This window comes from Nocardia sp. NPDC020380 (assembly GCF_044386975.1).
GTDB lineage: Bacteria > Actinomycetota > Actinomycetes > Mycobacteriales > Mycobacteriaceae > Nocardia.
Map to the genome: position 1 here is coordinate 22,441 of NZ_JBIRVQ010000009.1, position 24,962 is coordinate 47,402.

Annotated in this window: 13 protein-coding genes; 7 read left to right on the forward strand and 6 right to left on the reverse strand. The window is 69.1% G+C overall.

The window, feature by feature from the left end; all coding sequences use genetic code 11:
• The first annotated feature begins 303 nt into the window (after window positions 1-303).
• From ACH438_RS25025 to ACH438_RS25040, 4 genes are all read left to right on the forward strand, one after another.
• Window positions 304-13,941, forward strand: a complete 13,638-nt coding sequence (locus tag ACH438_RS25025) for an amino acid adenylation domain-containing protein (RefSeq protein ID WP_397009228.1) — start codon at window positions 304-306, stop codon at window positions 13,939-13,941.
• The gene (locus ACH438_RS25030; RefSeq protein ID WP_397009230.1) at window positions 13,938-14,918 is read left to right on the forward strand and encodes an ATP-binding cassette domain-containing protein; all 981 of its coding nucleotides are present in this window, start codon (window positions 13,938-13,940) and stop codon (window positions 14,916-14,918) included. The genes ACH438_RS25025 and ACH438_RS25030 overlap by 4 nt, the downstream gene beginning before the upstream one ends.
• A gap of 68 nt (window positions 14,919-14,986) precedes the next feature.
• Window positions 14,987-15,784, forward strand: coding sequence for an ABC transporter permease (locus ACH438_RS25035; protein ID WP_397009967.1), 798 nt, complete (start codon window positions 14,987-14,989; stop codon window positions 15,782-15,784).
• A gap of 155 nt (window positions 15,785-15,939) precedes the next feature.
• The gene (locus ACH438_RS25040; protein ID WP_397009231.1) at window positions 15,940-17,526 is read left to right on the forward strand and encodes an MAC/perforin domain-containing protein; all 1,587 of its coding nucleotides are present in this window, start codon (window positions 15,940-15,942) and stop codon (window positions 17,524-17,526) included.
• Window positions 17,527-17,716: 190 nt separating this feature from the next.
• Here the strand turns inward: ACH438_RS25040 and ACH438_RS25045 are convergent, their stop codons facing one another.
• The gene (locus ACH438_RS25045) at window positions 17,717-18,052 is read right to left on the reverse strand and encodes an RNA polymerase-binding protein RbpA (RefSeq protein ID WP_397009233.1); all 336 of its coding nucleotides are present in this window, start codon (window positions 18,050-18,052) and stop codon (window positions 17,717-17,719) included.
• Between the two features lie 198 nt (window positions 18,053-18,250).
• Between ACH438_RS25045 and ACH438_RS25050 the strand changes: the two genes are divergently transcribed.
• Window positions 18,251-18,577, forward strand: coding sequence for a hypothetical protein (locus tag ACH438_RS25050; protein ID WP_397009235.1), 327 nt, complete (start codon window positions 18,251-18,253; stop codon window positions 18,575-18,577).
• On the opposite strand, the gene ACH438_RS25055 is transcribed toward ACH438_RS25050, so the two are convergent.
• Both ACH438_RS25055 and ACH438_RS25060 read right to left on the reverse strand, forming a co-directional pair.
• The gene (locus ACH438_RS25055; protein WP_397009237.1) at window positions 18,549-19,670 is read right to left on the reverse strand and encodes a hypothetical protein; all 1,122 of its coding nucleotides are present in this window, start codon (window positions 19,668-19,670) and stop codon (window positions 18,549-18,551) included. The two genes, ACH438_RS25050 and ACH438_RS25055, sit on opposite strands and share 29 nt — an antisense overlap.
• Before the next feature lie 203 nt (window positions 19,671-19,873).
• Window positions 19,874-20,554, reverse strand: a complete 681-nt coding sequence (locus ACH438_RS25060) for a M23 family metallopeptidase (RefSeq protein ID WP_397009239.1) — start codon at window positions 20,552-20,554, stop codon at window positions 19,874-19,876.
• A gap of 183 nt (window positions 20,555-20,737) precedes the next feature.
• On the opposite strand from ACH438_RS25060, the gene ACH438_RS25065 reads away from it, so the two are divergent.
• Window positions 20,738-21,058 carry an ArsR/SmtB family transcription factor gene (locus ACH438_RS25065; protein ID WP_397009241.1) on the forward strand — a complete coding sequence of 107 codons (321 nt, stop codon included), beginning with the start codon at window positions 20,738-20,740 and terminating at the stop codon, window positions 21,056-21,058.
• Here ACH438_RS25065 and ACH438_RS25070 read toward each other — a convergent pair.
• Window positions 21,040-22,020, reverse strand: coding sequence for a glycosyltransferase family 9 protein (locus tag ACH438_RS25070; RefSeq protein WP_397009243.1), 981 nt, complete (start codon window positions 22,018-22,020; stop codon window positions 21,040-21,042). The two genes, ACH438_RS25065 and ACH438_RS25070, sit on opposite strands and share 19 nt — an antisense overlap.
• Before the next feature lie 210 nt (window positions 22,021-22,230).
• Between ACH438_RS25070 and ACH438_RS25075 the strand changes: the two genes are divergently transcribed.
• Entirely contained in the window at window positions 22,231-22,581 is a 351-nt protein-coding gene (locus ACH438_RS25075; protein ID WP_397009245.1) for a hypothetical protein, read from the forward strand.
• Between the two features lie 108 nt (window positions 22,582-22,689).
• Here the strand turns inward: ACH438_RS25075 and ACH438_RS25080 are convergent, their stop codons facing one another.
• Together ACH438_RS25080 and ACH438_RS25085 are read right to left on the reverse strand one after the other, a co-directional pair.
• On the reverse strand, window positions 22,690-23,406 hold the full coding sequence (locus tag ACH438_RS25080; RefSeq protein ID WP_397009247.1) for an SGNH/GDSL hydrolase family protein: 717 nt from the start codon (window positions 23,404-23,406) through the stop codon (window positions 22,690-22,692).
• The gene (locus ACH438_RS25085) at window positions 23,403-24,848 is read right to left on the reverse strand and encodes an MFS transporter (RefSeq protein ID WP_397009249.1); all 1,446 of its coding nucleotides are present in this window, start codon (window positions 24,846-24,848) and stop codon (window positions 23,403-23,405) included. Before ACH438_RS25085 ends, ACH438_RS25080 begins: the two co-directional genes overlap by 4 nt.
• Window positions 24,849-24,962: the final 114 nt, after the last annotated feature.

The following is a 24,962-nucleotide window of genomic DNA, read 5'->3' on the forward strand; positions in this document are numbered from 1 at the left end:
GTAGCTATAGCTTGATGGTTCGCCCCGATATGTCCGAGATCGTGCGGTTCCTTTTTGCGAGTTACGCGACCGTCGCGAGGTTTGCTTTGAAGTAGCTGACCTAAAAACATGCTCCGCCAACGCTGTTCGTTGCGGGCAACTCGAGATCACCACCGATCCGCTCGGCGTGATGCTCCGAATCATAGGGCGTGGATCACGTCCTAAGGCTCGCGCGTGCGCGCGAAAGCCCGACACCAAGGACATGTGGTGATCGCTTTCGGGGCTCGGGGAGTTGCGGCAACAGCGTCAGAACGGAGTGCATTGATGAGTTCATTGGCCACCGACCGTGTCGACCAATGTTCTTCGGGTGAATTCTCGGCTCAACCTTTCGTGCTCTCTGCCGCGCAAACGGCCCTCTGGTACGCCCAGCGCATCCGGCCCGACATCCCCCTCACCATCGCCCAATACGTGGATGTCCACGGCGATCTGGATGCCGGCCGGTTGTTGTACGCCATCGAACGCTTCGGCTCGGAAAGTCAGGTCGGCCACGTCCGCCTGCTCGAGATCGACGGCGTTCCGCACCAGGTGGTCGACCCCACCTGGCGGCCGGGCTGGGCACGGATAGACCTGCGGGACGAAACCGACCCGCGCGCGGCGGCACTGGCCTGGATGAACGATCACGCCAGCTCGCCCATAGATATCGAGCATGATCCGCTCACCATCAATGTGGTGCTGCGGACGGGGGATTCGGACTACATCTGGTATTCGCGCGCCCATCACATCGTCATCGACGGATACGGCGCCATGAACGCGGTCACACGCACCGCGGAGATCTATACGGCACTCGAGGACCGGCACGAACCGGTCGTCTCCCGCGCCACCCCACTGGCCACCATCTACGCCGAGGAGAACCGCTACCGCGAAACCACCCGCTTCGTCGGCGACAGCGACTACTGGAAGCAGCAACTCGCCGGGGTCGGCGAGCCGATCACGCTGTCGGCCAACGGCGCCGCCGCCGGCACCGACGCGAGCCGCCGCTGCGCGACCGCGGTGCTGAGCCAGCAGGCCGACGCCGCGATCCAGGAGGCGTCCAACGCCTTCGGCTCCAACCCCTCCGCGCTGTTCGTGGCCGCCCTGGCCGCCTACGTGCGGGCGGTCACCGGCAATCAGGATGTGGTGCTGAGCCTTCCGGTCTCCGCGCGCACCACCGTGGCCCTGCGCCGTTCGGCGGGTGTGGTGTCGAACGTGGTGCCCATCCGGGTGCAGTTCGGTGCCACCGACACCGTCGCCGATACGGTGCGCGCCATCGAACTGCAGATCACCGGCGCGCTGCGCCATCAGCGCTATCGCAGTGACGACATCCGCCGCGACTGCGGCTACTCCCGGGACGCGCGCGGCTTCTTCGGGCCGATGGTCAATCTCATGCTGTTCCACAGCGAATTGAAGTTCGGCAGCCTGGTCGGTTCGCTCAACGTGCTGTCCACCGGCCCGGTGGAGGATCTGTCGATCAACCTCTACAACGGCGCCGGCAACCGCACCCACATCGATTTCGAGGCCAACCCGCGCCTCTACAGCGATGCCGAATTGTCCATGCATCACGGGCGTTTCCTCGATCACCTGGAACGCTTCGTGACCAGCGCCCCGCAGACGGTGGTCGGCGATCTGCCCGTGCTCACCGACTTCGAGCGCGAACGCGTCCTGTTCGAATGGAATTCGACCCAGGTCGCGCGCCAGGAAGGCACCCTGGCCGGTCTGTTCGCCGACCGCGCCGCCATGTGCCCGAGCCGGGTCGCCCTCGACTTCGAGGGCCACACGCTCACCTACGCCGCCTTCGACGAACGCGCCAATCGGCTGGCGCGCGAACTCATCGCGCGCGGCGCGGGCCCGGACACCCTGGTCGGGCTGGCCATGCGGCGCAGCCTGGACCTGCTGATCGGCATGTACGCCATCGTGAAGGCCGGCGCCGCCTACCTGCCCATCGATCCCGATCACCCGGCCGACCGCATCGAGGCCATCCTCGAGCAGGCGGCACCGCTGTGCGTGCTGACCGCCGCCCGCGACGGGCTCGAACTGCCGGCCACGGCAACCAGATTCGATATCGACACCGCCGACCTGTCCCAGCATCGCGGGCGCCCCGTCGGCGACACCGACCGGCGGGCCCCGCTGCGCGCCGATCACCTCGCCTACGTCATCTTCACCTCCGGCTCCACCGGTAAGCCCAAGGGCGTCGGCGTCACCCACGCCGCCATCGTGAACCGGCTGCGCTGGATGCAGCACGCCTACCCCCTCGACGGCACCGATGTGGTGCTGCAGAAGACCCCCGCCACCTTCGATGTCTCGGTGTGGGAGTTCTTCTGGCCCTTGCAGATCGGCGCACGACTGGTCATCGCGGCGCCCGACGGGCACCGGGACCCGGGCTACCTGGCCCGGATCATCGCCGAGAAGGGCGTCACCACCGCGCATTTCGTGCCGTCCATGCTGTCGGTGTTCCTCACCGACACCGACGTGCGCGGCTGCACCGGCCTGAAGCGGGTGTTCTGCAGCGGTGAAGCGCTGCCCGCGGCCACCGTCACCGAATTCCACGCCGCCCTCGGCGCCGGCGCGGACGCCCCGCAACTGCACAATCTCTACGGCCCCACCGAGGCCGCCGTGGACGTCACCGCCTGGCACTGCCAGCCCGGCGCCGCGGATGTGCCCATCGGCGTACCCATCTGGAACACCCGCACCTACGTACTGGACGCGCGGCTGCGCCCGGTCGCACCCGGTGTGGTGGGTGAGCTGTATCTGGCGGGCGTGCAGCTGGCCCGCGGCTACCTGGGCCGCCCGGCCCTGACCGGGGACCGGTTCGTGGCCAACCCGTTCACCCCCGGCACCCGCATGTACCGCACCGGTGACCTGGTGCGCTGGCGGGCCGGCCGCTCCGGGGTGCTGGAATACCTGGGCCGCAGCGACTTCCAGGTCAAGGTGCGCGGCCTGCGCATCGAACTCGGCGAGATCGAGAACGCCCTGCTCGCCGACGACCGGGTGGCACGCGCGGTGTGCGTGGCCCGCCGCGGCCGCGGCGGCGACGAACTCATCGGCTACGTGGTCGCCGTGCCCGGCGCCACCGCACCGGATCCCGCCGACCTGGCCACCGGACTGCGCCGCGTACTGCCCGGCTACATGGTGCCGTCGGTGCTCATGGTGCTCGACGAACTACCGCTCAGCGCCAATGGCAAAGTCGACCGCAAGGCCCTGCCCGAACCCGGCGCCGCCGCGCGCCGCCCGGCCAAACCGGTCGCCGCACCCAGCAACGAGGTCGAGCAGGCGCTCCTCGCCATCTTCGCCGAAGTCCTGGGCACCGACGAGATCGGCGTACAGGACAGCTTCTTCGACCTGGGCGGCAATTCGCTCACCGCCGCCCGGGCGATCGCGCGGGTCAATGCGGGCCTCGGCGCCGCGTTGACCATCCGCGACCTGTTCGAATCCGCCTCGGTGGCCGAACTCGCCGTGCGCCTGGCCGAACCCAAGACCGAACAGGCCTCACCCAAACTGGTCGCGGGCCCACGGCCGCAGCACATTCCGCTGTCGCTGGCCCAGCAGCGACTGTGGATCCTCAACCGCTTCGCCGAACACGCCGCCGCCTACAACATGTCCCTGGCGGTGGAACTGACCGGGCCACTGGACATCGCGGCCCTGCGCGCCGGGCTGGTCGACGTGCTGGAACGGCACGAGAGCCTGCGCACCACCTTCCCGGACACCCCGGACGGGCCGTGCCAGGTGGTGCATCCGGCCGCGCAGATCCCGCTCACCCTCGAACCCATCGACGCCACCGAGGCCGACGTGCTCGAGCTGGCGGGCGAATTCGCCGGGTACGGCTTCGATCTGCGCAGTCAGTCGCCGGTGCGGGTGGCGCTGTATGCCACCGGGCCCGACAGTCATGTGTTCCTGATGGTGCTGCATCACATCAGTGGCGACGGCTGGTCCATCGCGCCGCTGATCCGCGACATCATGGCCGCGGTCGCGGCCCGCGGCATGGGGGAGGCGCCCGCGTGGGCGCCACTTCCCGTGCAGTACGCGGACTTCGCGCTGTGGCAGCGCGAATTGCTCGGCGACGAAGCCGATCCCGCCAGCGCCCTGTCGCGCCAGCTCGCCTACTGGCGTGCCGCCCTGGCGGATCTGCCCGATCAGCTGGATCTGCCGCTGGATCGCCCACGCCCGCGCCAGCGCTCCACCGAGGGCGGGCGGGTGGAGTTCAGCATCGCCCCCGAGACGCGGCGCCGGCTCGCGGCGGTGGCGGCCGAACGCGGGGTGAGTGCTTTCATGGTGCTGCACGCCGCGCTGGCGGCTCTGCTTGCGCGCCTGTGCAATACGGCCGATATCGCCATCGGCACCCCGATCGCCGGGCGCAGCGATCCCGCGCTCGATGATCTGGTCGGCATGTTCGTCAACACCCTGGTGCTGCGCACCCAGGTGGACCCGGCGGCCGGCTTCGATCGCATGCTCGCCGAGGTCCGCGATATCGACCTCAACGCCTTCGCCAATGCCGACGTCCCGTTCGAGCGGCTGGTCGAGGTGGTCAATCCGGAACGCTCGGCCGCCCGGCACCCGCTGTTCCAGGTCATGCTGTCCTACGACAACAGCCCGGAACTGCGCATCGAACTGCCCGGCGTGCGCAGCGCGGTGCTGCCGCTGGCCGCGGACGTGGCCAAGTTCGACCTGCAGCTCACCGTGCACGAGCCGTCCGGGCCAGGCGCGGAGAACGCCGGGCTGACCGCCGAATTCGGTTACGCCGGTGACGTTTTCGACCACTCCACGGTGGAGGCCATCGCCCGGCGCTTCGGGGCGATCCTGGCCGCCGCGGTGGCCGATCCGTCCGTGCCGGTGGGTGATCTGCCCATCCTGGATCAGCGGGAGACCGCGAAGCTGGTGCCCATCATGGGTTCCCCGGCCGAGCCCTCCAGCACGCTGGCCCGCCTGCTGACCGACACCGCAGAACGCGTCCCGGACGCCATCGCGGTGCGCTACCTCGGCACCGACACCACCTACCGCGAACTCGACGAGCGCTCGAACCGCCTGGCGCGGGTGCTCATCGACCACGGCGCCGGCCCCGAAGTGGTGGTGGCCGTCGCGCTGCCGCGCAGCCTGGAGAGCATCCTCGCGGTGTGGTCGGTCGCGAAAACCGGTGCGGCGTACGTGCCCATCGATCCCGACTACCCGGCCGACCGCATCGCGCACATGCTGGGCGATTCGGGGGCCATGCTCGGCATCACCAATGCCGAATGCCACGCCGATATGCCGGACTGGCCGCGCAATCGCGGCCGGCACCGCAAGACCTACGTGGACTGGCTGCTGCTCGGCTCCGAGGAACTCGCGCAGGAGAGCGCACAGTTCCCCGACACCCCGGTCACCGACCGCGACCGGCATCACCCGCTGCGCACCGGCGGCCCGGCCTATCTGATCTACACCTCCGGGTCCACCGGCAAGCCCAAGGCCGTGGTGGTCACCAATGCGGGCCTGGCCTCGCTGGCACACGAGCAGATGCATCTGTTCAAGGTCACCGATTCGGCACGCACCCTGCACTTCTCGTCACCGAGCTTCGACGCCTCGGTGCTGGAACTGCTGCTCGGGTTCGCGGCCGGGGCCACCATCGTCGTGGTGCCCGCGGGCATCTACGGCGGGATGGAACTCGCGGCCGTGCTGCGTGAGGAACGGGTGACACACGCCTTCGTCACCCCCGCCGCGCTGGGCACCGTGCCCACCGAGGACCTGCCGGAGCTGGAAGCGGTCATCGTCGGCGGTGAGGCCTGCCCCGAAGAGCTGGTGCGCATTTGGACCGAGCCGCACGAGGATCGGCCCGCCCGCCACATGCACAACATGTACGGCCCGTCGGAGGCGACCGTCGCCGCCACCGCCACCGGGCCGATGGTGGCCGGGCAACCGGTACCGATCGGGCTGCCGGTGCGCGGTATGCGGTTGTTCGTGCTCGACGGCCGCCTGCACCCGGTGCCGCCGGGTGTCGCCGGTGAGCTGTACCTGTCGGGTCCTGGTCTGGCGCGCGGCTACCTGGGCCGCAATGGCCTGACCGCGCAACGCTTCCCGGCCAACCCGCACGGGCGCAAGGGCGAGCGCATGTACCGCACCGGTGACCTGGTGGTCGCCGACGGTGTGGGCCAGCTGCGGTTCCTGGGACGTGCCGACGACCAGATCAAGATCCGTGGCTTCCGTATCGAACTGCGCGAGATCGATCACGTGCTGCGCTCGCATCCGGGTGTCGGCAACGCGCTCACCGTGGTGTACGACGACGAGCGCGGAATCCCGCGCCTGGTCTCCTATCTCACCGCCGAGCCGCACACCGTGCTCGAGGTGGCCGCGATACTGGAGACCGCGCGCGGCCGGCTGCCCGGCTACATGGTGCCCTCGGCGCTGACCGTGCTGGACCACATGCCGGTCACCCCGTCGGGCAAGCTGGACCGCAAAGCGCTGCCCGCACCGGAATTCGTGGCCGCGGCCCCCTCGCGGGCCCCGGAGACCGAACTCGAGCAGCAGGTCGCGCAGGTGTTCGGCGCGGTCCTGGGCACCCCGGTACACGGGGCGGAGGACAACTTCTTCGAGATCGGCGGCAACTCGCTGCTGGCCACCCGGCTCACCGCGGCCCTGCACGCCGAATTCGGGGTCGAACTCCCCGTGCGCGCCATCTTCGAGGTGCCGACCGTGGCCGGTGTGGCCGTGCGGCTGGAGGAAGCGCCCCGGACGCAGCGCGCGGCGCTGGCGGTGCGCACCCCGCGTCCGGAACGCATCCCCCTCTCGCTGCCACAGCAGCGGCTCTGGTTCCTCAATCGATATTCCCCCGAATCCAGTGCCTACAACATCGCATTCGTGCTGCGGATCGACGGCGATCCGGACATCGCGGCACTGCGCGCGGCACTGGCCGACATCGTGGACCGGCACGAGGTGCTGCGCACCGTGTTCCCGGAGGATGAGCAGGGCGCCCACCAGGTGGTCCTCGACACCACCCGCTGCCTGCCCATGCTCGAGCCCGTCGAATCCGACGAACTGGCCGCACACGCCACGCTGCGTTCGCTGGCCCGGCGCGGTTTCGACCTGCCTCGCGAGATCCCGCTGCGAATGGCGTTGCTGCGCACCGGGAAACGCCGTCACCTGCTCGGCATCGTGCTGCATCACATCGCGGCCGACGGCTGGTCGCTGGGCCCGCTGACCCGGGATCTGGCGGTGGCCTACACCGCCCGCACCGGCGGGGTGGCTCCGGCCTGGACGCCGTTGCCGGTGCAGTACGCCGATTTCAGCCTGTGGCAACGCGAATGTCTGGGCGTGGAGGTCGACGAGGACAGCGCCGCCGCCACCCAGCTCGCCTACTGGCGGGCCGCGCTGGCGGATCTGCCCGACGAACTGCCGCTGCCTTATGACCGGCCGCGGCCCGGCGAGCCCACCCAGCGTTCCGGTGCGGTGCGCTTCGAGGTGCCGGAAGCCTTGCAGCGCAGGCTCGCCGAACTGTCCCGTGCACACGGGGTCAGTCTGTTCATGGTGCTGCGTTCCAGCCTGGCGGTGCTGCTGCGGGTGGTGACCGGCGGTCGCGACATCGTCATCGGCACCCCGGTGGCGGGGCGCACCGACACCCGCCTCGACGAGCTGGTCGGCATGTTCGTGAACACGCTGATCCTGCGCTCGGACGTGGACCCGGACCGGCACTTCGCGGAACTGCTGCAGGCCGACCGCGATACCGAACTCGCCGCCATGGCACACGCCGGGGTGCCCTTCGAACGCGTGGTGGAGGAACTCGGCGGCAGCGCGGGCGGCACCCGCCCCCTGCTGCAGGTGGCCTTGACCGTGCAGGACACGCCGTTGCCGGCGCTGCAATTGCCCGGCCTCGGGCTGCGGGCCGAGGAACTCGATATCGCCCTGGCCAAGTTCGATCTCGAACTGCGGGTACTGCCCGGCGCGCACGCCGAGGACCGGGTGTTCGAATTCGTCTACGCGGCCGAGCTTTTCGACCAGTCCACCATCGAAACCCTGGCCGGACGGCTGCTGCGCGTGTTCGAGGCCGTCACCGCCGACCCGCGGGTACGGGTCCGCGATATCGACGCGCGCACCGACACCGAACGCGAACTGTTCACCCCCGCCTGGGGTCCCGCCCCGGAACCGCAGTGCAGCCTGGCCGCCTACTTCGCGGCCACCGCGCACCTCAATGCCGATCGCGCCTTCCTGCGCTTCGACGAGACCGAACTGACCTACCTGCAATCCGACGTCTACTCGAACCGCTTGGCGCGCGCCCTCATCCGGCGCGGCCTCGGCCCGGGCGACCGGGTGGCACTCGGGCTGACCCGGTCGGTGGAATCGGTGCTGGCCGTCCTGGCGGTGGCCAAATCGGGGGCGGCGTTCGTGCCCGTGGATCCCGGCTATCCCGCGGATCGGATGCGGCACATGCTCGTCGACTCCGGCTGCACCGTCGGCATCACCATGACCGCCGACGCCGACCGGCTCTACGCGGCCGCCGGCGAACACGCCGTGGAATGGCTCATGCTCGACGACGCCACCCTCCTGGACGAGCTGGAGGTGCTGGACGACGCGCCGATCACCGACGCCGACCGCACCACCACTCTGTGGACCGCCGACCTGGCGTATGTCATCTACACCTCCGGGTCCACCGGAAAACCCAAGGGCGTGGCCGTCACCCACGGCGGGCTGTCCAACTTCGCCGACGAGATCCGCGATCGCATGCGCGTGGACCGGGATTCACGCACCATGCACTTCTCCTCTCCGAGCTTCGACGCGGCCATCTTCGACCTGCTGCTGGCGGTCGGGTCGGGCGCGACCATGGTCGTGGTCCCGCCCGACATCTACGGCGGCGACGAACTCGCGGCGCTGATGGATCGCGAGCAAGTCAGCCACACCTTCATGACCCCGGCCGCGCTGGCCACCATCGACCGTGAGCACTGGGCGCTGCCGCATCTGCGGGCCGTCATGGTCGGCGGCGAGGCCTGCGGGCCGGAACTGGTGACCCGCTGGGCGCCGGGCCGGCTCATGTACAACGGGTACGGGCCCACCGAGACCACGGTGGTCGTCACCATCGCCGGACCCATGAATCCGGGCGAACCGGTCACCATCGGCACGCTGGTGCGTGGTGCGCGGGCACTGGTCCTCGACGAACGACTGCGGCCGGTACCGGTCGGTGTCCCCGGTGAGCTGTATGTCGGCGGACAGGGCAGCGCGCGTGGCTATTTCGATCGCCGCGGCCTGACCGCCGCCCGGTTCGTCGCCGACCCGTACGGGCCCGAAGGCACGCGCCTGTACCGCACCGGTGACGTGGTGCGCTGGACCGCCGGCGGTGAACTGTTCTATCTGGGACGCAGTGATCACCAGGTCAAGGTGCGTGGTTTCCGCATCGAACTCGGCGAGATCGATGCCGTGCTCACCTCGCATGCCGGAATCCGCTTCGCGCACACCGAGGTCCGCGAGATCGCGGGCACACGCCGCATCGTCTCCTACGTGCTGCCCGCCGATCTGGACGCGGTGATCGACACGGAGGAGCTGCGCGCGCACTGCGCCGAACGCTTGCCCGCGCACATGGTGCCGAGCAGTCTCACCCTGCTGGACCGCATTCCGCTCACCCCGGTCGGCAAGTTCGACCGTGACGCCCTGCCGGCGCCGACGGCGCTGGCCGTGGTGGTCTCACGGGATCCGGAGACCGATACCGAGCGGCTCGTCGCCGAGGTCATGGGCGATCTGGTCGGGCTGGATCAGCTCGGCGCGGACGACAGTTTCTTCGAGATCGGCGGAAACTCGCTGCTCGCCACCCAATTGGTGGCCCGGCTGGCCACCGCCACCGGAGTCCGGCTCGAGGTGCGCGCCGTGTTCGCCGCGCCCACGGTCGCCGGCCTGGCCGCGGCGCTGGACACCGGTTCCGCCTCGGCGGACCTGCGCCCGGAACCACGCAAACGCACTCGCCCGCAACGGATTCCGCTGTCCGCGGCGCAACGGCGACTGTGGTTCCTGGAGCAGTTCAACGCCTCCGGCGAGAACGGCGAGGCGCTGGGCGCCTACAACGTCCCGGTCGCGCTGCGCCTGCGCGGCGACCTGGACGTGCAGGCCCTGCGCGGCGCCCTGTTCGACGTGCAACGCCGGCACGAAACCCTGCGTACCGTCTTCCCCGAGGTGGACGGCGAACCCTGCCAGCAGATCCTCGATCCCGACGAGGCCGCCGTCCCGCTGCCGCTGCGCACCTGCCGCGGCAGCGAGGTGGCCGCCGAGATCCGGCGCGTCACCGGCGCCGGCTTCGACCTCGGGACCATGGTTCCGCTGCGCGCGGCGTTGCTGCAGCTGACCGATGCGGCGGACGACGAGCACATCCTCGTGCTGGTCGTGCACCACATCGCCATGGACGGCTGGTCGCTGCAGCCGCTCGCCGCCGACGTGGCCGCGGCCTACCGCGCCCATGCCGGCGGTGGAGACCCCGAATGGCCCGAACTGCCCATCCAGTACGCCGATTACACGCTCTGGCAACAGGATGTGCTGGGCCGCGAGGACGATCCGGAATCCGTCAGCAGCCGCCAGCTCGACTACTGGCGGCGCGCCCTCGACGGCCTGCCGGAACTCCTCTCCGTCCCCGCCGACCGGCCCCGCCCCCCGGTGCCGACCTACCGCGGCGGGACCGTGGAATGCCGCCTCGACGCCTTCACCCACCGCGAATTGCAGGTGCTGGCAGCCGAACACGGCGTCACCATGTTCATGGTGCTGCACGCGGCACTGGTGGCACTGCTGCACCGGTTGACCGCGGGCGACGACATCGCCGTGGGCACCCCGATCGCCGGGCGCGGGCATCCGGCACTGGATCGCCTGATCGGCATGTTCGTCGGCACCCTGGTGCTGCGCACCAAACTCGACAGCGGCGCCGCCTTCGGCGACCTGCTGCGGGCCGTGCGCGACACCGACCTGGAAGCCTTCGCGCACGCCGACGTACCGTTCGAACGCCTCGTCGAGGTGCTCAATCCGGTGCGCTCACAGGCGCATCACCCGATGTTCCAGGTCATGCTGTCGGTGCAGAACGCACCGGTACGGGTGCTGGAACTGCCGGGCCTGCGCATCGAAGCCGACGACGCCGACCCGGGCATCGCCAAATTCGATCTGCAGTTCACCCTCACCGAATCCTGGACGGCGGCACGCGAACCCGACGGCATCACCGTGTCGGTCAACTACGCCGCCGACCTGTTCGAGGCCCGCACCGCCGAACGGCTCGCCCAGCGTTTCGTGCGACTGCTCGGCGCCGCGGCCGCGAATCCGGCCACCGCCGTGGGTGATCTGGAACTGCTCGACTCCGGGGAATGGTCGGTGCTGGCCCCGGTCCGCGGTACCGAACCCGGCCTGCCCATCACCTTCTCCGAGGTGTTCGAGGCCGCGGCCAACCTCAACCGGCAGGCCATCGCGGTGCGTTCGGCCGGTACCCAGATCTCCTACGACGCCCTCGACCGCTGGACCAACCGGCTCGCCCGGGTGCTCATCGGCTACGGCGTCGGCCCGGAAACCCTGGTGGCCATGGGCATTCCGCGCTCGGCGGAATCGGTGGCGGTGATGCTGGCCATCGCCAAGGCCGGCGCCGCGTTCGTGCCCGTCGACCCGAACTACCCGGAACAGCGCATCAGCCATATGCTGCTGGATTCCGGTGCGGCCGTGGGCATCACGCTGTCGGCCTACCGCGAGCGCATGCCTGACGGCGCGAACTGGACCGTGCTGGACGCGCCCTCGTTCCGGCGGCGGGTCCTCGCCACCACCGACGCGCCCATCTCCGACAGCGAGCGGGTGAGCTCGCTGCGCATGGACAACCCGGCCTACGTCATCTACACCTCCGGATCCACCGGTATCCCCAAGGGTGTGGTGGTCACCCACGGCGGCCTGTCCAACTTCGCGGCCGAGACGGCGCAGCGCTTCGACGTCGGCCCCGGCTGCCGCGTCCTGCACTTCGCCACACCGAGTTTCGACGCGGCCATGCTCGACCTGCTGCTCGCCCTGGGCGGTGCGGCCACGCTGGTCATCACCCCGACCGGGGTGGTCGGCGGGCACGAACTGGGACGGGTGTTCATCGAGGAAGGCATCACGCACGCCTTCATCACCACCTCCGCACTGGGCACCGTCGACCCCACCGGCGTCACCGCACTGCGGCACGTGCTCGTCGGCGGCGAGGCGCTGCCGCCGGACCTGGTCGCCCGCTGGGCGCCGGGCCGTCGCCTCTACAACGTGTACGGACCCACCGAAACCACCATCGTGACGGTGATCTCGCAGCCCATGACCCCGGGCGGGCAGATCACCATCGGCGGGCCCATCCGCGGTGTCGGCGCGACCGTGCTCGACGCACGCCTGCACCCGGCCCCCGCCGGCGTCACCGGGGAACTGCACCTGGCCGGTGCGGCCCTGGCCCGCGGCTACCTGCGCCGGCCCGGGCTCACCGCACAGCGGTTCGTGGCCAACCCGTTCGGCAAACCGGGCGAGCGCATGTACCGCACCGGCGACCTGGTGCGCTGGCTCGAGAAGAGCGGGCGCGCACGCGATCTCGAATACGTCGGCCGCACCGACCACCAGGTCAAGATCCGCGGCTTCCGGATCGAACTCGGCGAGATCGACGCGGCCCTGTCGCGGCACTCGGCGGTGGAATTCGCCACCACCATCGGCCACCGCACCCCGGCCGGATCCACCGCGCTGGTGTCGTATGTGAAGCCGCGCAACGGCACCGCACCCAGCGCGGCCGAACTGACCGCGCACGTCGCCGAACTGGTACCCAACTACATGGTCCCGCAGTCGATCATGCTGCTGGACCGCGTGCCGCTCTCACCGGTCGGCAAACTCGACCGGCGCGCGCTGCCCGAACCGGTGTTCGCCGCCCGCGAGGGCTACCGGGCGCCGGCGAACGCGTGGGAGCAGGCGCTGTGCACCGCCTTCGCCGAGGTCCTGGGCATTGAACAGGTCGGCGCCGACGACGGGTTCTTCGAACTCGGCGGCAACTCACTGCTCGCCACCAAGGTGGTGGCGCACGTGCGGGCGGCCGGCATCGACCTGCCGGTACAGGCCATGTTCGGGGAATCCACCCCGGCCGGCATCGCCCGCCGGCTCGCCGACGCGAACGGTGACGCCGGAGCGGCGCTCGCCGCGGCGCTGCAACCCGTGCTGCCGCTGCGCCCGAACACCGATTCCGGTGTGCCGCCGCTGTTCTGCATCCACCCGGCCATCGGCCTGGCCTGGTGCTTCGCCGGACTGCTGTCCCAGCTGCCGCACGAACGGCCGGTGTACGGGCTGCAGGCCCCGCACGTGGCGGGCGAGGACAGTCACGCCACCATCTCCGCGGCCGCGAAATACTATGTGGCACACCTGAAATCCGTGCAGCCGCACGGTCCCTACCATGTGCTCGGCTGGTCGCTGGGCGGGCTCATCGCCCACGAGGTCGCGGTGCAACTGCAGGACGGCGGCGACGAGGTGGCGCTGCTGGCATTGATGGACAGCTACCAGCTCTCGGATCAGTGGCTCGAACATGCCATTCCGAGCGTCGCGGCCATCATCGCGGAATTCGGCAGCGACCTGCTCGGCGGCGACGCCGACATCGACCCGACCATGAACCTGCACGACGCCGCCGAACTGCTGCGCAGCCGGTCCGGGCCGTTCGCGGCGCTGACCGTCGAGCACATGGAACGGCTCTACACCGGCTACACCAACGGCGCCGCACAGGCGCACGGATTCCGGCCCCGCGTCTTCGACGGCGACCTGCTCTTCTTCACCGCCGCCGAGGACGACATCAACCGCACCGACCCGGACCGCTGCGCGGCGGCCTGGCGGCCGTACGTCACCGGCGTCGTGCACGACCAGCTGGTGCGCTGCACGCACGCCGGCATGACCACACCGGAATCACTGTCCGTCATCGGGCCGGTCCTGCGCGAGCATCTCGCGGCCCTCGCAGATCGAGTGGAGGGGGAGCACCAGTGAGTCTCGCCGTCGAAGTCAAAGGACTGGTCAAGTACTACGGAAAAGTGCGGGTGCTGGACGGGATCGACCTCGAGATCCCGTGCGGCACCGTGATGGGACTGCTCGGGCCCAACGGCGCGGGCAAGACCACCACCGTCCGCATCGTCACCACCCTGCTACGCCCGAGCGCTGGCACGGTCCGCATCGCCGGAGTGGACGTCATCAAGAACCCGGCGCGCGCCCGCCACCGCATCGGACTGTCCGGGCAGTACGCGGCCATCGACGCCAACCTGTCCGGCTTCGAGAACCTGCGCATGGTGGCGCGCCTGTACGGGATGGACCACAAACAAGCCGGCGACCGCGCCGGGGAACTGCTGTCCGTGCTCGGGCTCGAGCATGCGGCCGGACGCCGCGCGGGCACCTATTCCGGCGGTATGGCACGGCGATTGGACCTCGCGGGCGCACTGGTGTGCCGGCCGCCCGTGGTGGTCCTCGACGAGCCGACCACCGGGCTCGACCCGCGCGGGCGCCTCGATATGTGGCGTGTCATCGGCGAACTCGTCGACGACGGCACCACCGTGCTGCTCACCACGCAGTACCTGGAGGAAGCGGATCTGCTCGCGGACCGCATCACCGTCATCGATCGCGGGCGCGTCATCGCCCGCGGCTCGGCCGACGAGCTCAAGACCGCCATCGGCGGCGACAAGCTCACCGTCGTCCTCGCCCCCGGGCAGGATCCGGCACCCGCGCGCGGCATCCTCGCCCAGGTCGGCATCGGCGAACCGCTCTCCGACGGTGACGAACTCACCGTCGTGGTCGGCGACGGCACCCGCACCATGGTCGAGGCGCTGCGCCGGCTCGACGACGCGGGCGTCTGCGTGGTCGACGCCCGCGTGCACCGGCCCAGCCTCGACGACGTATTCCTGTCCCTCACCGGCAAACCCGCGGAGCGCAGGGCGCCCGCCGCAGACAGCGTGAAAGAGGAGATCCTGTCGTGAGCACCGCACCCGTCCAGGCCAGCGAGCCGGCGGCCGCACCACCGAGACCGCAGGTAGCCGGACCGTTCCTGCTGCTGCCCAGGGTCGTTCGCGACAGCGCCATCGTCGCCTACCGGAATCTGCTGACCATCCTGCGGGTACCGACCCTGCTGGTCACCGCCACCATCCAGCCGCTGATGTTCGTGTTCCTGTTCGCCTACATCTTCGGGGCCTCGCTCGGCGGCAGCCAGTACCGCGAATTCCTGCTCGCCGGGATCTTCGCGCAGACAGTCGCTTTCAATGCCGCGTTCACCACCGTCGGGCTGGCCAACGACCTGCACAAGGGCATCATCGACCGGATGCGGACCCTGCCCATGTCGCGGCTGGCCGTGCTCATGGGCCGCACGCTGTCCGACACGGTGGTCAACATTCTCGCGCTGACCGTCATGGCGATCTGCGGCTACATCGTGGGCTGGCGCATCAACGGCGGAATCCTCGATGCCGTGCTGGGTTTCGCGGTGATCCTGCTGTTCGCCTTCGCCATGTCCTGGGTCGGGGCGATTACCGGGCTGCTGTCACCGAGCGTGGAGGTGGCCCAGAGCGCCGGTCTCATCTGGCTGTTCCCGCTGACCTTCATCTCCTCGGCGTTCATCTCGGGGGAGACGCTGCCGGGTCCGTTGCGCACTGTGGCGGAATGGAATCCGATCACCGCCGTCGCCGCCGCGGGCCGCAAGCTGTTCGACAACGGCTCGCCGCCCGGATTCACCGCGGCGAAGGGCTGGCCGGCCGTGCACTGTGTCGAGTATTCGATCTACTGCTCGATGGCCATTCTCGCGATCGCGGTTCCCTTGGCGCTGCTGCAATATCGCAAGGTGGCCAGTCACTGACGGACCGGTAAGAATACAAAGGGTATTCGGGCGGCAGCTCTTCGGGGCTGCCGCCTTTACGTTTTCGAAGTATTTCCGGATTCAGTTATACCGCAGCATGTTCCGGCTCGGCCAGCTCTACCATTGCCGTGGGGACGGTGACAGAAGGAAATGCTATGCAGGTCATACCCGGCGCCAGTGCAATCGGGCGCGGTTTCAATATTCTCGGCACCTACAGCACACGGTCGCTGATGCCGCAGATCATCAATCTAGGTGCGGATACCAGGACTTTCGAATACCCGCCGACCGGCATCACCTATGCGCAGCCGGAGAACACGGGCGCGGTGGAGTATACGAACACCACCGGATCATCCTATGTCTACAACACCGTGGAGCAATTTCAAAGCCACTTCTCACAGAAGGCACAGGCATCGGCGTCGTACGGTGCCTTCAGCGGGCAATTCAATCTGGCCTACTCGAACACCGTGAACACCGACCAGTCTTGTTATTACGGTATATACGAAGCCGATTACACTGCGTGGGAACTCAATCTCAATCACACGTCCACAGAGTGGCTGAATACCGATTTCAAGGACGACCCCGACATCGTCAACCTGCCGACCACCTTCACTCCGGAGAATCAAGAGCAATTCTTCGCCGTATTCCGCAAGTGGGGAACACATCTCGTCGCACAGGTCATCGTCGGCGGCAGTCTCGACTACTACGAAGCCGTGCAGACCTCCTACTCGTCGAACCTGCAAACGGTCAGCGCCAACATCACCCTCGAGTACAAGGCCGTCTTCACCTCCACCAAGGCCGAATCCCAGACCGAATGGGAGCAACTCGGGAAGACCTGGGCCAACAGCCGCACCGTCGTGGTCAACGCCACCGGCGGGGACACCTCACTGCTGAACTCGCTGCAACCCGGCTACATGGACTCCGACGTCGGCGTCATGGAACTGTGGACCTCGGCGGTCATGAAGAACCCCTCGACCATCGAATTCACGCTGTGGCCACTGAATCGGCTGTTCTACGGCAACCAGGCCTTCGCGGTGTCCGAAGCGCTCGACGCCTACACCAACGGCGCCATCCTCACCTACGCCGATACCGATTACACGCCCAACAACGCGCCTGGCGGCGGTCAGGTCAGCACTTCGTGGGGCATCATCGCCAACGGCACTGTGGCCGTGCCGAATCCGCCGGCGGTACCGCCGCCGCCCACCGTCGTGCAGCCCGGTGTGGTCGCACCCGTCGGGGGCTATCAGATCGCGCTCTACGATCCGCTGACCTTCCAAGCGTTCATGGTGCACCTGTATTACCAGACGTACCTGCCCAATTCGCTGCAGCCCGACCGCGGGATCTACCAGACCATGCTCAACGACCTCAACGCCGTCAGCCGGCGCGGATACATCGTGGCGCTGAGCGGGTTCGCCGTCGATCTGCAGAACAGTCCCACCCCCGACTTCAACAACTGGCTCATCAGCGTCGGCTGCACCGGCGCGGCCTGGAAGAAGTTCGTCGGCTACAACCTCAAGGGCGGCTCCGGCTGCTACGTCGTCGTCGGCCGCCAGGGCGCCGCCCCCGGCCAGGCCCTGGAACTCCTCAAAGCCGTCTACTCACCCAGCGACTGGCTGCAGCAGCCCTACGTCTTCAACATCGACTCCTCGGCGATCGGCCTCACCTACGGCCGCACCGCCACCACCCTCACCGACCGTGAAACCCGCGGCTCCCTCCCCGAACCCCACAAGGAAGTCGAGAAGTAGCACCGGTCCACCCGCTACCGGCCGCCCGGGAACAGGCTGCGGGCCTCGGGCACGCGGTGACAGCCTCGGGTATCCCGTGACGCGGTCCCCGGAACCGGCTGCCCCGAACCCGGTTCCCGGGAACCGGACCGGCCCCAACGCGAAGGGTCCCCCCACACGTCGGTGTGGGGGGACCCTTTTGCTTTGCCGTTTACCCGCGGCGACGGTTCTTGATCAACTCCATGCGCTCCTGCAGGAGCTCCTCCAACTCTTCCTTGCTGCGGCGCTCGAGCAGCATGTCCCAGTGGGTGCGCGGCGGCTTGACCTTCTTGGGCTCCTGCGTGGTGCCCTCGAGCAGCACACCCTCCTGGCCGTTACGGCACAGCCAGGTCGGGGGGATCTCGGCGTCGTCGGCGAACGGAACATCGAATTCCTCGCCATTGTCGGTGCGGTACCGTGCCATCCGACGCGGCGCCAGGTCATGGTCACGGTCGGTCTCGTAGCTCACCGCTCCGAGCCGACTGCCCCGGAGTACGCGATCTGCCATGGGTGCGGTCCCTTCTCGCCATTCGGCAACGTTCTACATCAGTGTCGATGCATACCGTCGATCAAGTGTTCAACGTGTATGCGCACGCTTCGGTTCCCGTGGGGAGAACCCGACCATTCTACTCGTTCGGCCGGGTAGCCCTGCGTTCGGCGTGCCCTTGCGCCCGCAACCGGGCGCAAACCGCTAACGTGTCGGACCATGTCGCGACGTGTGCTCTCGGCCTGCCAGTGGTGTGGGAGGGAGATCGCCGAATCCGAGGTGGGACGCCGCCGCCGCTACTGCCGGCAATCGTGCCGCCAGCGTGCTTACGAGCATCGAAACAGCGTGAAGGGCACCGGTATTCCCGAGGACTCGGTCATACTCAGTGCCCAGGAGGTCGCCGACCTGTCGGACCGCTGGTTCTCCGCACGCTGTGCCGCCGAGGACGTGGCGACCGCGGTGTCGGAGGGAGCCGATCACATCGAACTCGCCGAACTCACCGCCATATTGGTGAAACTCACTCGCGACGCCGAACGCCTGCGCTGACCGTGTTCGCATGACGCCCAGGCCCGCGCCCGCCGATTGCGTTGTCGCCCAGCGACTCTGCCGAGCCGGTCGACCACATCGGCGTCGGCCGTGCCGACAGCGTCCGCGGGCGGTTGCGCCCGTGCACGGCATAGACGAGGGTGGCGCCCGCTCCGGTCAGCGTGATCAATGCGCCGAGGGCGGCCAGCGTCGTGCCGTCGGGGTGGGTCAGGGGCTGGGCGCGCAGGGCCTGCCACAGCAGGATGCCGACCAGTCCGGCGTACCCGAGGGCCAGCACCCCGACGAGCCGGGCGCGGGCGCGCTCGTCGCGCAGCCACGGAACCCGCTTGGCGAGCCACAGCAGGGCGAACGACGCCAGGATGAGGACCTGGATGCCGTGCAGGCCCACGAAATGCGGCACGCGCAGGTCGCCGCCGGTGGTGCTCCAGTGCGTGACCGGCAGGCCCGCGCCGCCGTCGCGGATGTCGGGCTGCCCGTGCATGACCGTGTGCCCGGCGCCCAGTGTCACCGGGTGGCCGTAGGCGTCGGTGGTGTGCTGTTCACCGGTGAAGCCCATGGCGTAGCCGAGCGCCATGCCGATCACCGCGATGCCCAGTCCGGCGTGGATGGCGCGGGTGGTGGGGCGGTCGGTGATCTTCTGCCAGGAAAGCACCAGCGCGATAACCAGATTCGCGGCGAACAGGCCCGGCACGCCGCTCATGAAGACCAGCTGGCCGTAGTGGTTCCAGGCATCGGTCTGCTCGTTGAAGTGGCTGAAGGTGCCGCGCGCGGCCTGTACGGCGATGAATCCGACGTCCGCGAGGGCGGTGACCGCGAACAGGCTGCCCATCCACCAGGTGAACCGCTGCCCGCGATGCGGGAACGACAGCAGCCAGGCCAGCGTGATCGTGTAGAGGGCGAAGGCGAAGCCGAACTTGAACGTTTTCAGCCACACCGACTCGTGCAGCAGCATGCGGTCGTCGAAGATCATGGCGCACAGGCTGAATACGGCCAGCGCGGCCATGGCGATGCTGGTGGCCAGCAAGGGGCGGTGTAATGGGTTGCGGGCGTCGGGGACTCGACGCTCGAGGGTGGGTGCGTGGAGCGTGGTCATACCCTGACGCTAGGAATGCGGCCCCGGGCGACACGTCCCTCGCGGGTGCGGTCCGCACGTCATACCCCGGTACGGGGACAGCCCCGGCGGTAGGGGCCGGGGCTGTCCTGGTCGGTGTCTGCGCTTGTGGCACACGGCGTTGTATACGTCTGCGGCACACCGCATCCCACACGCCCCTCATCGGCGCAGGGAAGGCTTCGGGGCTAGTCGGCGGGGATGCCGACGTCCATGCCGCGGCCCGCGAGCCACGGCAGCGGATCGACGGGACCGTTGTCGGGGGTGTGCACCTCGTAGTGCAGGTGCGGTCCGGTGGAGTAGCCGCGGCTGCCGACGGTGGCGATCTCGTCGCCGGCGCGCACCTGCTGGCCGGGCTGCACCAGGATGTCCTGCATGTGCCCGTAGACGCCGATCGTGCCGTCGTCCTGCTGGATACGCACCCACAGCCCGAATCCGGAGGCCGGACCGGCCTCGATCACGGTGCCGTCGGTGACCGCGCGGATCGGGGTGCCGAACCCGTCGCCGAAGTCGATACCGGCGTGCATGGCACCCCAGCGCACCCCGAAGCCGGAGGTGAGGGGACCGGCGACCGGGCGCACGGTCTTGGGCCGTGCCTGCTCGATGTGCAGGTTGTTGAAGAAGTCGAGCACCTGCGGCGGCACGAACTGCGGCATCTGCGCCTCGCGCGGGGTGAAGGCGGTGAAGGTCGCGGGCTGCGCGGCGGAGGCGGCGGCGATGCCGATGAGTTCGCCGTCTGCTTGCTGATCGGCGGCGGCCAGGGCGCACAGGGAGGCGCCGACCAAGGCGGAAACGGCGGCGGCGCGGCCGGCGGCCGTCCGGCCTCGGACGGCCCGGAAGGTTCGAGATAACGGAACGGTTACGGGCATGGATCGAACGTACGGTGTGGCCGGAGTGGGCTCAAAACCCTGTTGCGGCCGTCACAAGGACGCGAAAGCCCAGCTCGCCGGTCACGGCCAGGTAACGACACGCCTGTGATTTCCGGATGACGTCGGCGGAGTCGCCCCTGTGCCGCCTTGACCCCGGCGTGTCGGCGTGGGCAATCTATGTAAGTGCCCGCTAATGGAGTGAGGGTGTTGAGCGCTCTCGCCGACGACACTCGCCGCGCGGTCTTCGAAGCCCTCCCACAAGGACCACGGTCCGTCGGCGAACTCGCCGCAACCGTGGGCGTCACCAGCTCCGCGGTCTCGCAGCACCTGCGAGTGCTGCGCGAGGCCCGCCTGGTCATGGTCCGCCCCGACGGCAATCGCCGCCTCTACTCCCTGGACCCGCGCGGACTGGCCGATGCCCGCGACTACCTCGAACAGTTCTGGCCCAGCGCCCTCGTCGCCTACTCGGCCGCCCTGTCGAGCGCCTATCCCACCCGCCGATAGGTCTGGGCGCGGCGATCCATCCCGGTGCCCGGCCACGGCCGCTTGCGCAGCTGTTTGTCGATGGCATTGAGCACTTCGGGCACACCGATCTTCAACAGGCCCGGATCCGGCGTCGTGGCATCGGGATCACCGGTCTGTCCCGCCCACAGCACGGCGTGGCGGCCGAGCAGATGCGCCGGGGGCCCGCCGAGGCTGGGCGCGGTCGGGCCGAACAGCAGGACCGTGCGGGTGCCGAAAGCCGTTGCCAGATGCGCGACTCCGGTATCGCCCGACACCACCAGGGCCGCCTCGGCCACGGTGGCGGCCAGTTCGATGAGGTTCTGCTGACCCGCGAGGACTCGCGCCGATGAGAGTCCTGCGCGGGCGGCGACACCGAGTGCGATTTCGCGTTCGGTCTCGTCGCCGGTCAGCACGACTTCGCGCCCCTGAACCAGGAGATGCCGGACCACCGCGGCGAAGCGGTCGGGCGGCCAGCGTCGTGCGGGTGCGCCCGCGCCGATGTGCACGACCACGCAGTCGCGGTGGCTGGTGACCGCGACCGGCGGCACCAGGCCCAGGTTGCGGCGATCCGCGGCCATCCCGTCGGATTCGAGCAGGTGGCACCAGCGGTCCACATCGTGCATGTCGGGCTGCCATTCCGGGCCGGCCAGGTCCGGGAAGGCCGGATTACGGTAGGTGAGTATGCGTTCGGGCTGGGTCTTGAGCAGTTCCACCAGGCCCTCGGTGCCGTCCAGATTCACCGCGAGCGCCGGGACTTCCCCGTCCCAGCGCAGGCCCACGGGTTCGGTGATGGGCACCATCTCGTCGACGGAGACGATGAGATCGACGATGGGTTTGAGTCTGGGTGACGCGGCCAAGGTGATGTGGTCGTCGGGCCGGGCCCGCCGCAGCGCGCGCAGCGCGGGTACCGCGGTGAGTAGATCACCCAGCCCGCGTGCACGCAGCACGAGTACAACCGCCACCTGAATTCTCCTAGCCGGCCACACTGCCCACGACGCGACGGCCCTCCGCAGACGGTGACGAAGAGCCATTTCGTCAGGACTACCCGGCCTGCTCTCGGATGAAACTCGGTGACGGCAGCTATCGGAAACCTTTCGGCCTGTTTCACCAGCGAAGTTCTCCGGTACTACCGACTGTCGTTGCAGGCGGGGGATCCACTACGGTGTGCAGTCATGACCTTCGTCTACAACCTCGTGGTCGTGACCCACCTGCTCGGTATGGCGGCGGTGGTCGGCGGCTATGTCGCCTCGCAGCCGCGGGTATCGGAGCTGATGGTGTGGGGCGCTCGCGCGCAGATCCTGACCGGCATCGTGCTGGTCGGCATGGCCGAGTCGATCCACTCGCTCGGCAAGGAAACCAATATGCCGAAGGTCATCACCAAACTGGTTGTGGCCGTGCTCGTCGCGGCCTTCGCCGAAATGGGCCGCGCCGACGCCAAGCGCGGCAAGGCACTGCCGTGGATGACCCACGCCTCGGGCGGGCTGGCCATCCTGAACGTGTTCATCGCCGCCCTGTGGCACTGATCTGCACGGCTCTGGTCTTCTCGTACGGCAGTCCGGCGCGGTAGCGCGAAAGGCGAAGCCGCACAGCATGCATGACGGCATGCGGTGCGGCTTCTGTCGTCTCCGGGCTCAGTGCTGCCCGGCCGGGTCCGGTGACGCCTGCCGGGCGGCGTGGCGGGCAAGGGTTTTCGCGACCTCGGCCGCGACCACCGCATGCCCGGCCATGGTCAGGTGGATGAGATCGGCACTGAGCCAGTCCGCGCGCAACCGGGCCGGGTGATCCCAGAACTCGGTCAGGATCGCGTCGTGTCGGCGGGCCACACGCCGCACGGCCTCGTTGAAATCGGCGAACAGCGGCCGCAGCGGGGCCATCTGGCCGGTGAAGCTGTCGGCGAGAGTGAACAGCGACAGCTGTGCGCCGGTGGCCGCGACCGCATCGCAGAGCGCGTCGAGTTCGGCTTCGACGGTGGCCAGGTCGGTGCCGTGCAGGAACAGATCGTTGCCGCCGCAGCTGATGTGCACCAGATCCGGGTGGAAGGCGAGCAGGTCGGTGAGTTGCCGCTCGCGCACATCGGCGATGACTGCGCCGTTGCGCCCGGTATTGAGGTAGTCGGCGCGCGGGTGGGAGCCGATCAGCCAGCGGGCAATTCGGTCCGCCCACGGCACGGTGGCGTAGCCGGGCCATGGATCACCCGTGCCCGCCGCGGTGGAGTCGCCGATGACGGCGAAGCGCCGCCACGGCACCGCGCGCAACATGGCATGGGCTGCCGAATCGGCGAGGGTGAACGGATCATTCGCCTCGGTACGGTCGGAAAGGCCGGTGCGGGCCGATGTTTCGGCGGTCATGCGGGGGTCTCCTCGGCTCGGGCCGGCAGGACGGCGAGAACGGCTGCGGCGACGGCGATTGCGGCGCAGACCGCGAACAAGGTGTGGAAGGCGTGTAATGGCGCCGTCGGGTTGGCCGCGAATACCGCGGCCAGCACGGCCACCCCGAGCGCGCCGCCGGATTGGCGGGCGGTCACGTTCATGCCCACACCGGCGGCGAAGCGTTGCGGTGGGAGCGATCGCGCCGCGGCGGTACCCAGCACGGTGATCAGCAGTCCGATCCCGCCGCCGCCCAGGATGCCCGCGGGCACCCAGGCCTTCGAGATCGACGGGGTGGCATCCCAGGCGCTGGTGGTCATGTAGAGGGTGGAGGCCGCGAACAGGAGCGCGCCCAGCACGCCGAGCCAGCGCTGCCAGGGAATCGGGGCGCGTCCGGCGAGGACGGCGGTCACCATCGAGGCGACCGCGCCGACGGTCATTGCCGCCGCCGATTTCAGTACCGAGTAGTGCCACATGTTCGCCAGCCACAGCGGCCCGGCCAGCAGCCACGCGAACATGGTGATGCCGAAGACGAATGCGGTCGCGTTCACCAGCGCGTAGCGGTGACTGCGCCACAATCCGACGGCGATGGCCGGGCGCGGATGGGTGCGTGAGCGCCACAGTGCCACCGCCAGTAGAAGGAGGCCGCCGAGTCCGCAGGCCAGGGTGCGCCAGTCGGCCCACCCCCACTGCTGGCCCTGGGTGACGGCCGCGACCACCGTGCCGATTCCGAGCCCGGTGGCGAGCGTGCCCACGGGATCGGGCAATCCGTGCGGCTGGCGCTGATCACCGCGGGCCAGTCGCAGTCCGAAGGCGATGAGCAGCACGGCAATCGGCACATTGATGACGAAGACCGACCGCCAGCCGAACCAGTCCACCAGCGCGCCACCGACCGCGGGACCGACGGTGGCGGCGAATCCGCCCGCCGCGGTCCAGGCGGCCATGGCGACGCCGATGCGTTGTGGCGGGGTGACACTCAGGACCAGTCCGAGCCCGGCGGGGATGAGGAAGGCGGCGGTCTCGCCCTGCAGGAACCGGCCCGCGATGAGCCATGCCGGCCCGGGTGCGAACGCGCACAGCAGGGAGGTGAGCGCGAATCCGGCCAGCGCGGCGAGGAATACGCGTCCGCGTCCGAGCGCGTCGGCGAGTTGCCCGGCCGGGGTGAGCAGTGCGGCGAAGGCGACGGCGTAGCCGCTGACCACCCAGGTGAGGGTGGTGGCCGCGGTGCCGGGGTAGTCGCGGGTGATGGCTGGGAAGGCGATGTTCACCACGGACAGGTCGAGGAAGGAGATGAAGGCCGCGCCGGAGGCGACCAGCAGGGCCAGGCGCGCGGCCCGGGAATCTGCCGCGGTGGCTGCGGGCGGCGGAGCGAGGGGAGGGGTTTGGGGATGCGCGGCATTGTGCCGTGCGGAGACGTCGGTCATGAGAGCGACTTTCGCGGGAGAGTGTCTCGGGAAGTAAAACTGTACGCACGATCGTTCGTATTGTTGAAAAGTACGACCGATCGTGCGTTTATGCAAGAGGTCGGTGCCAAGATG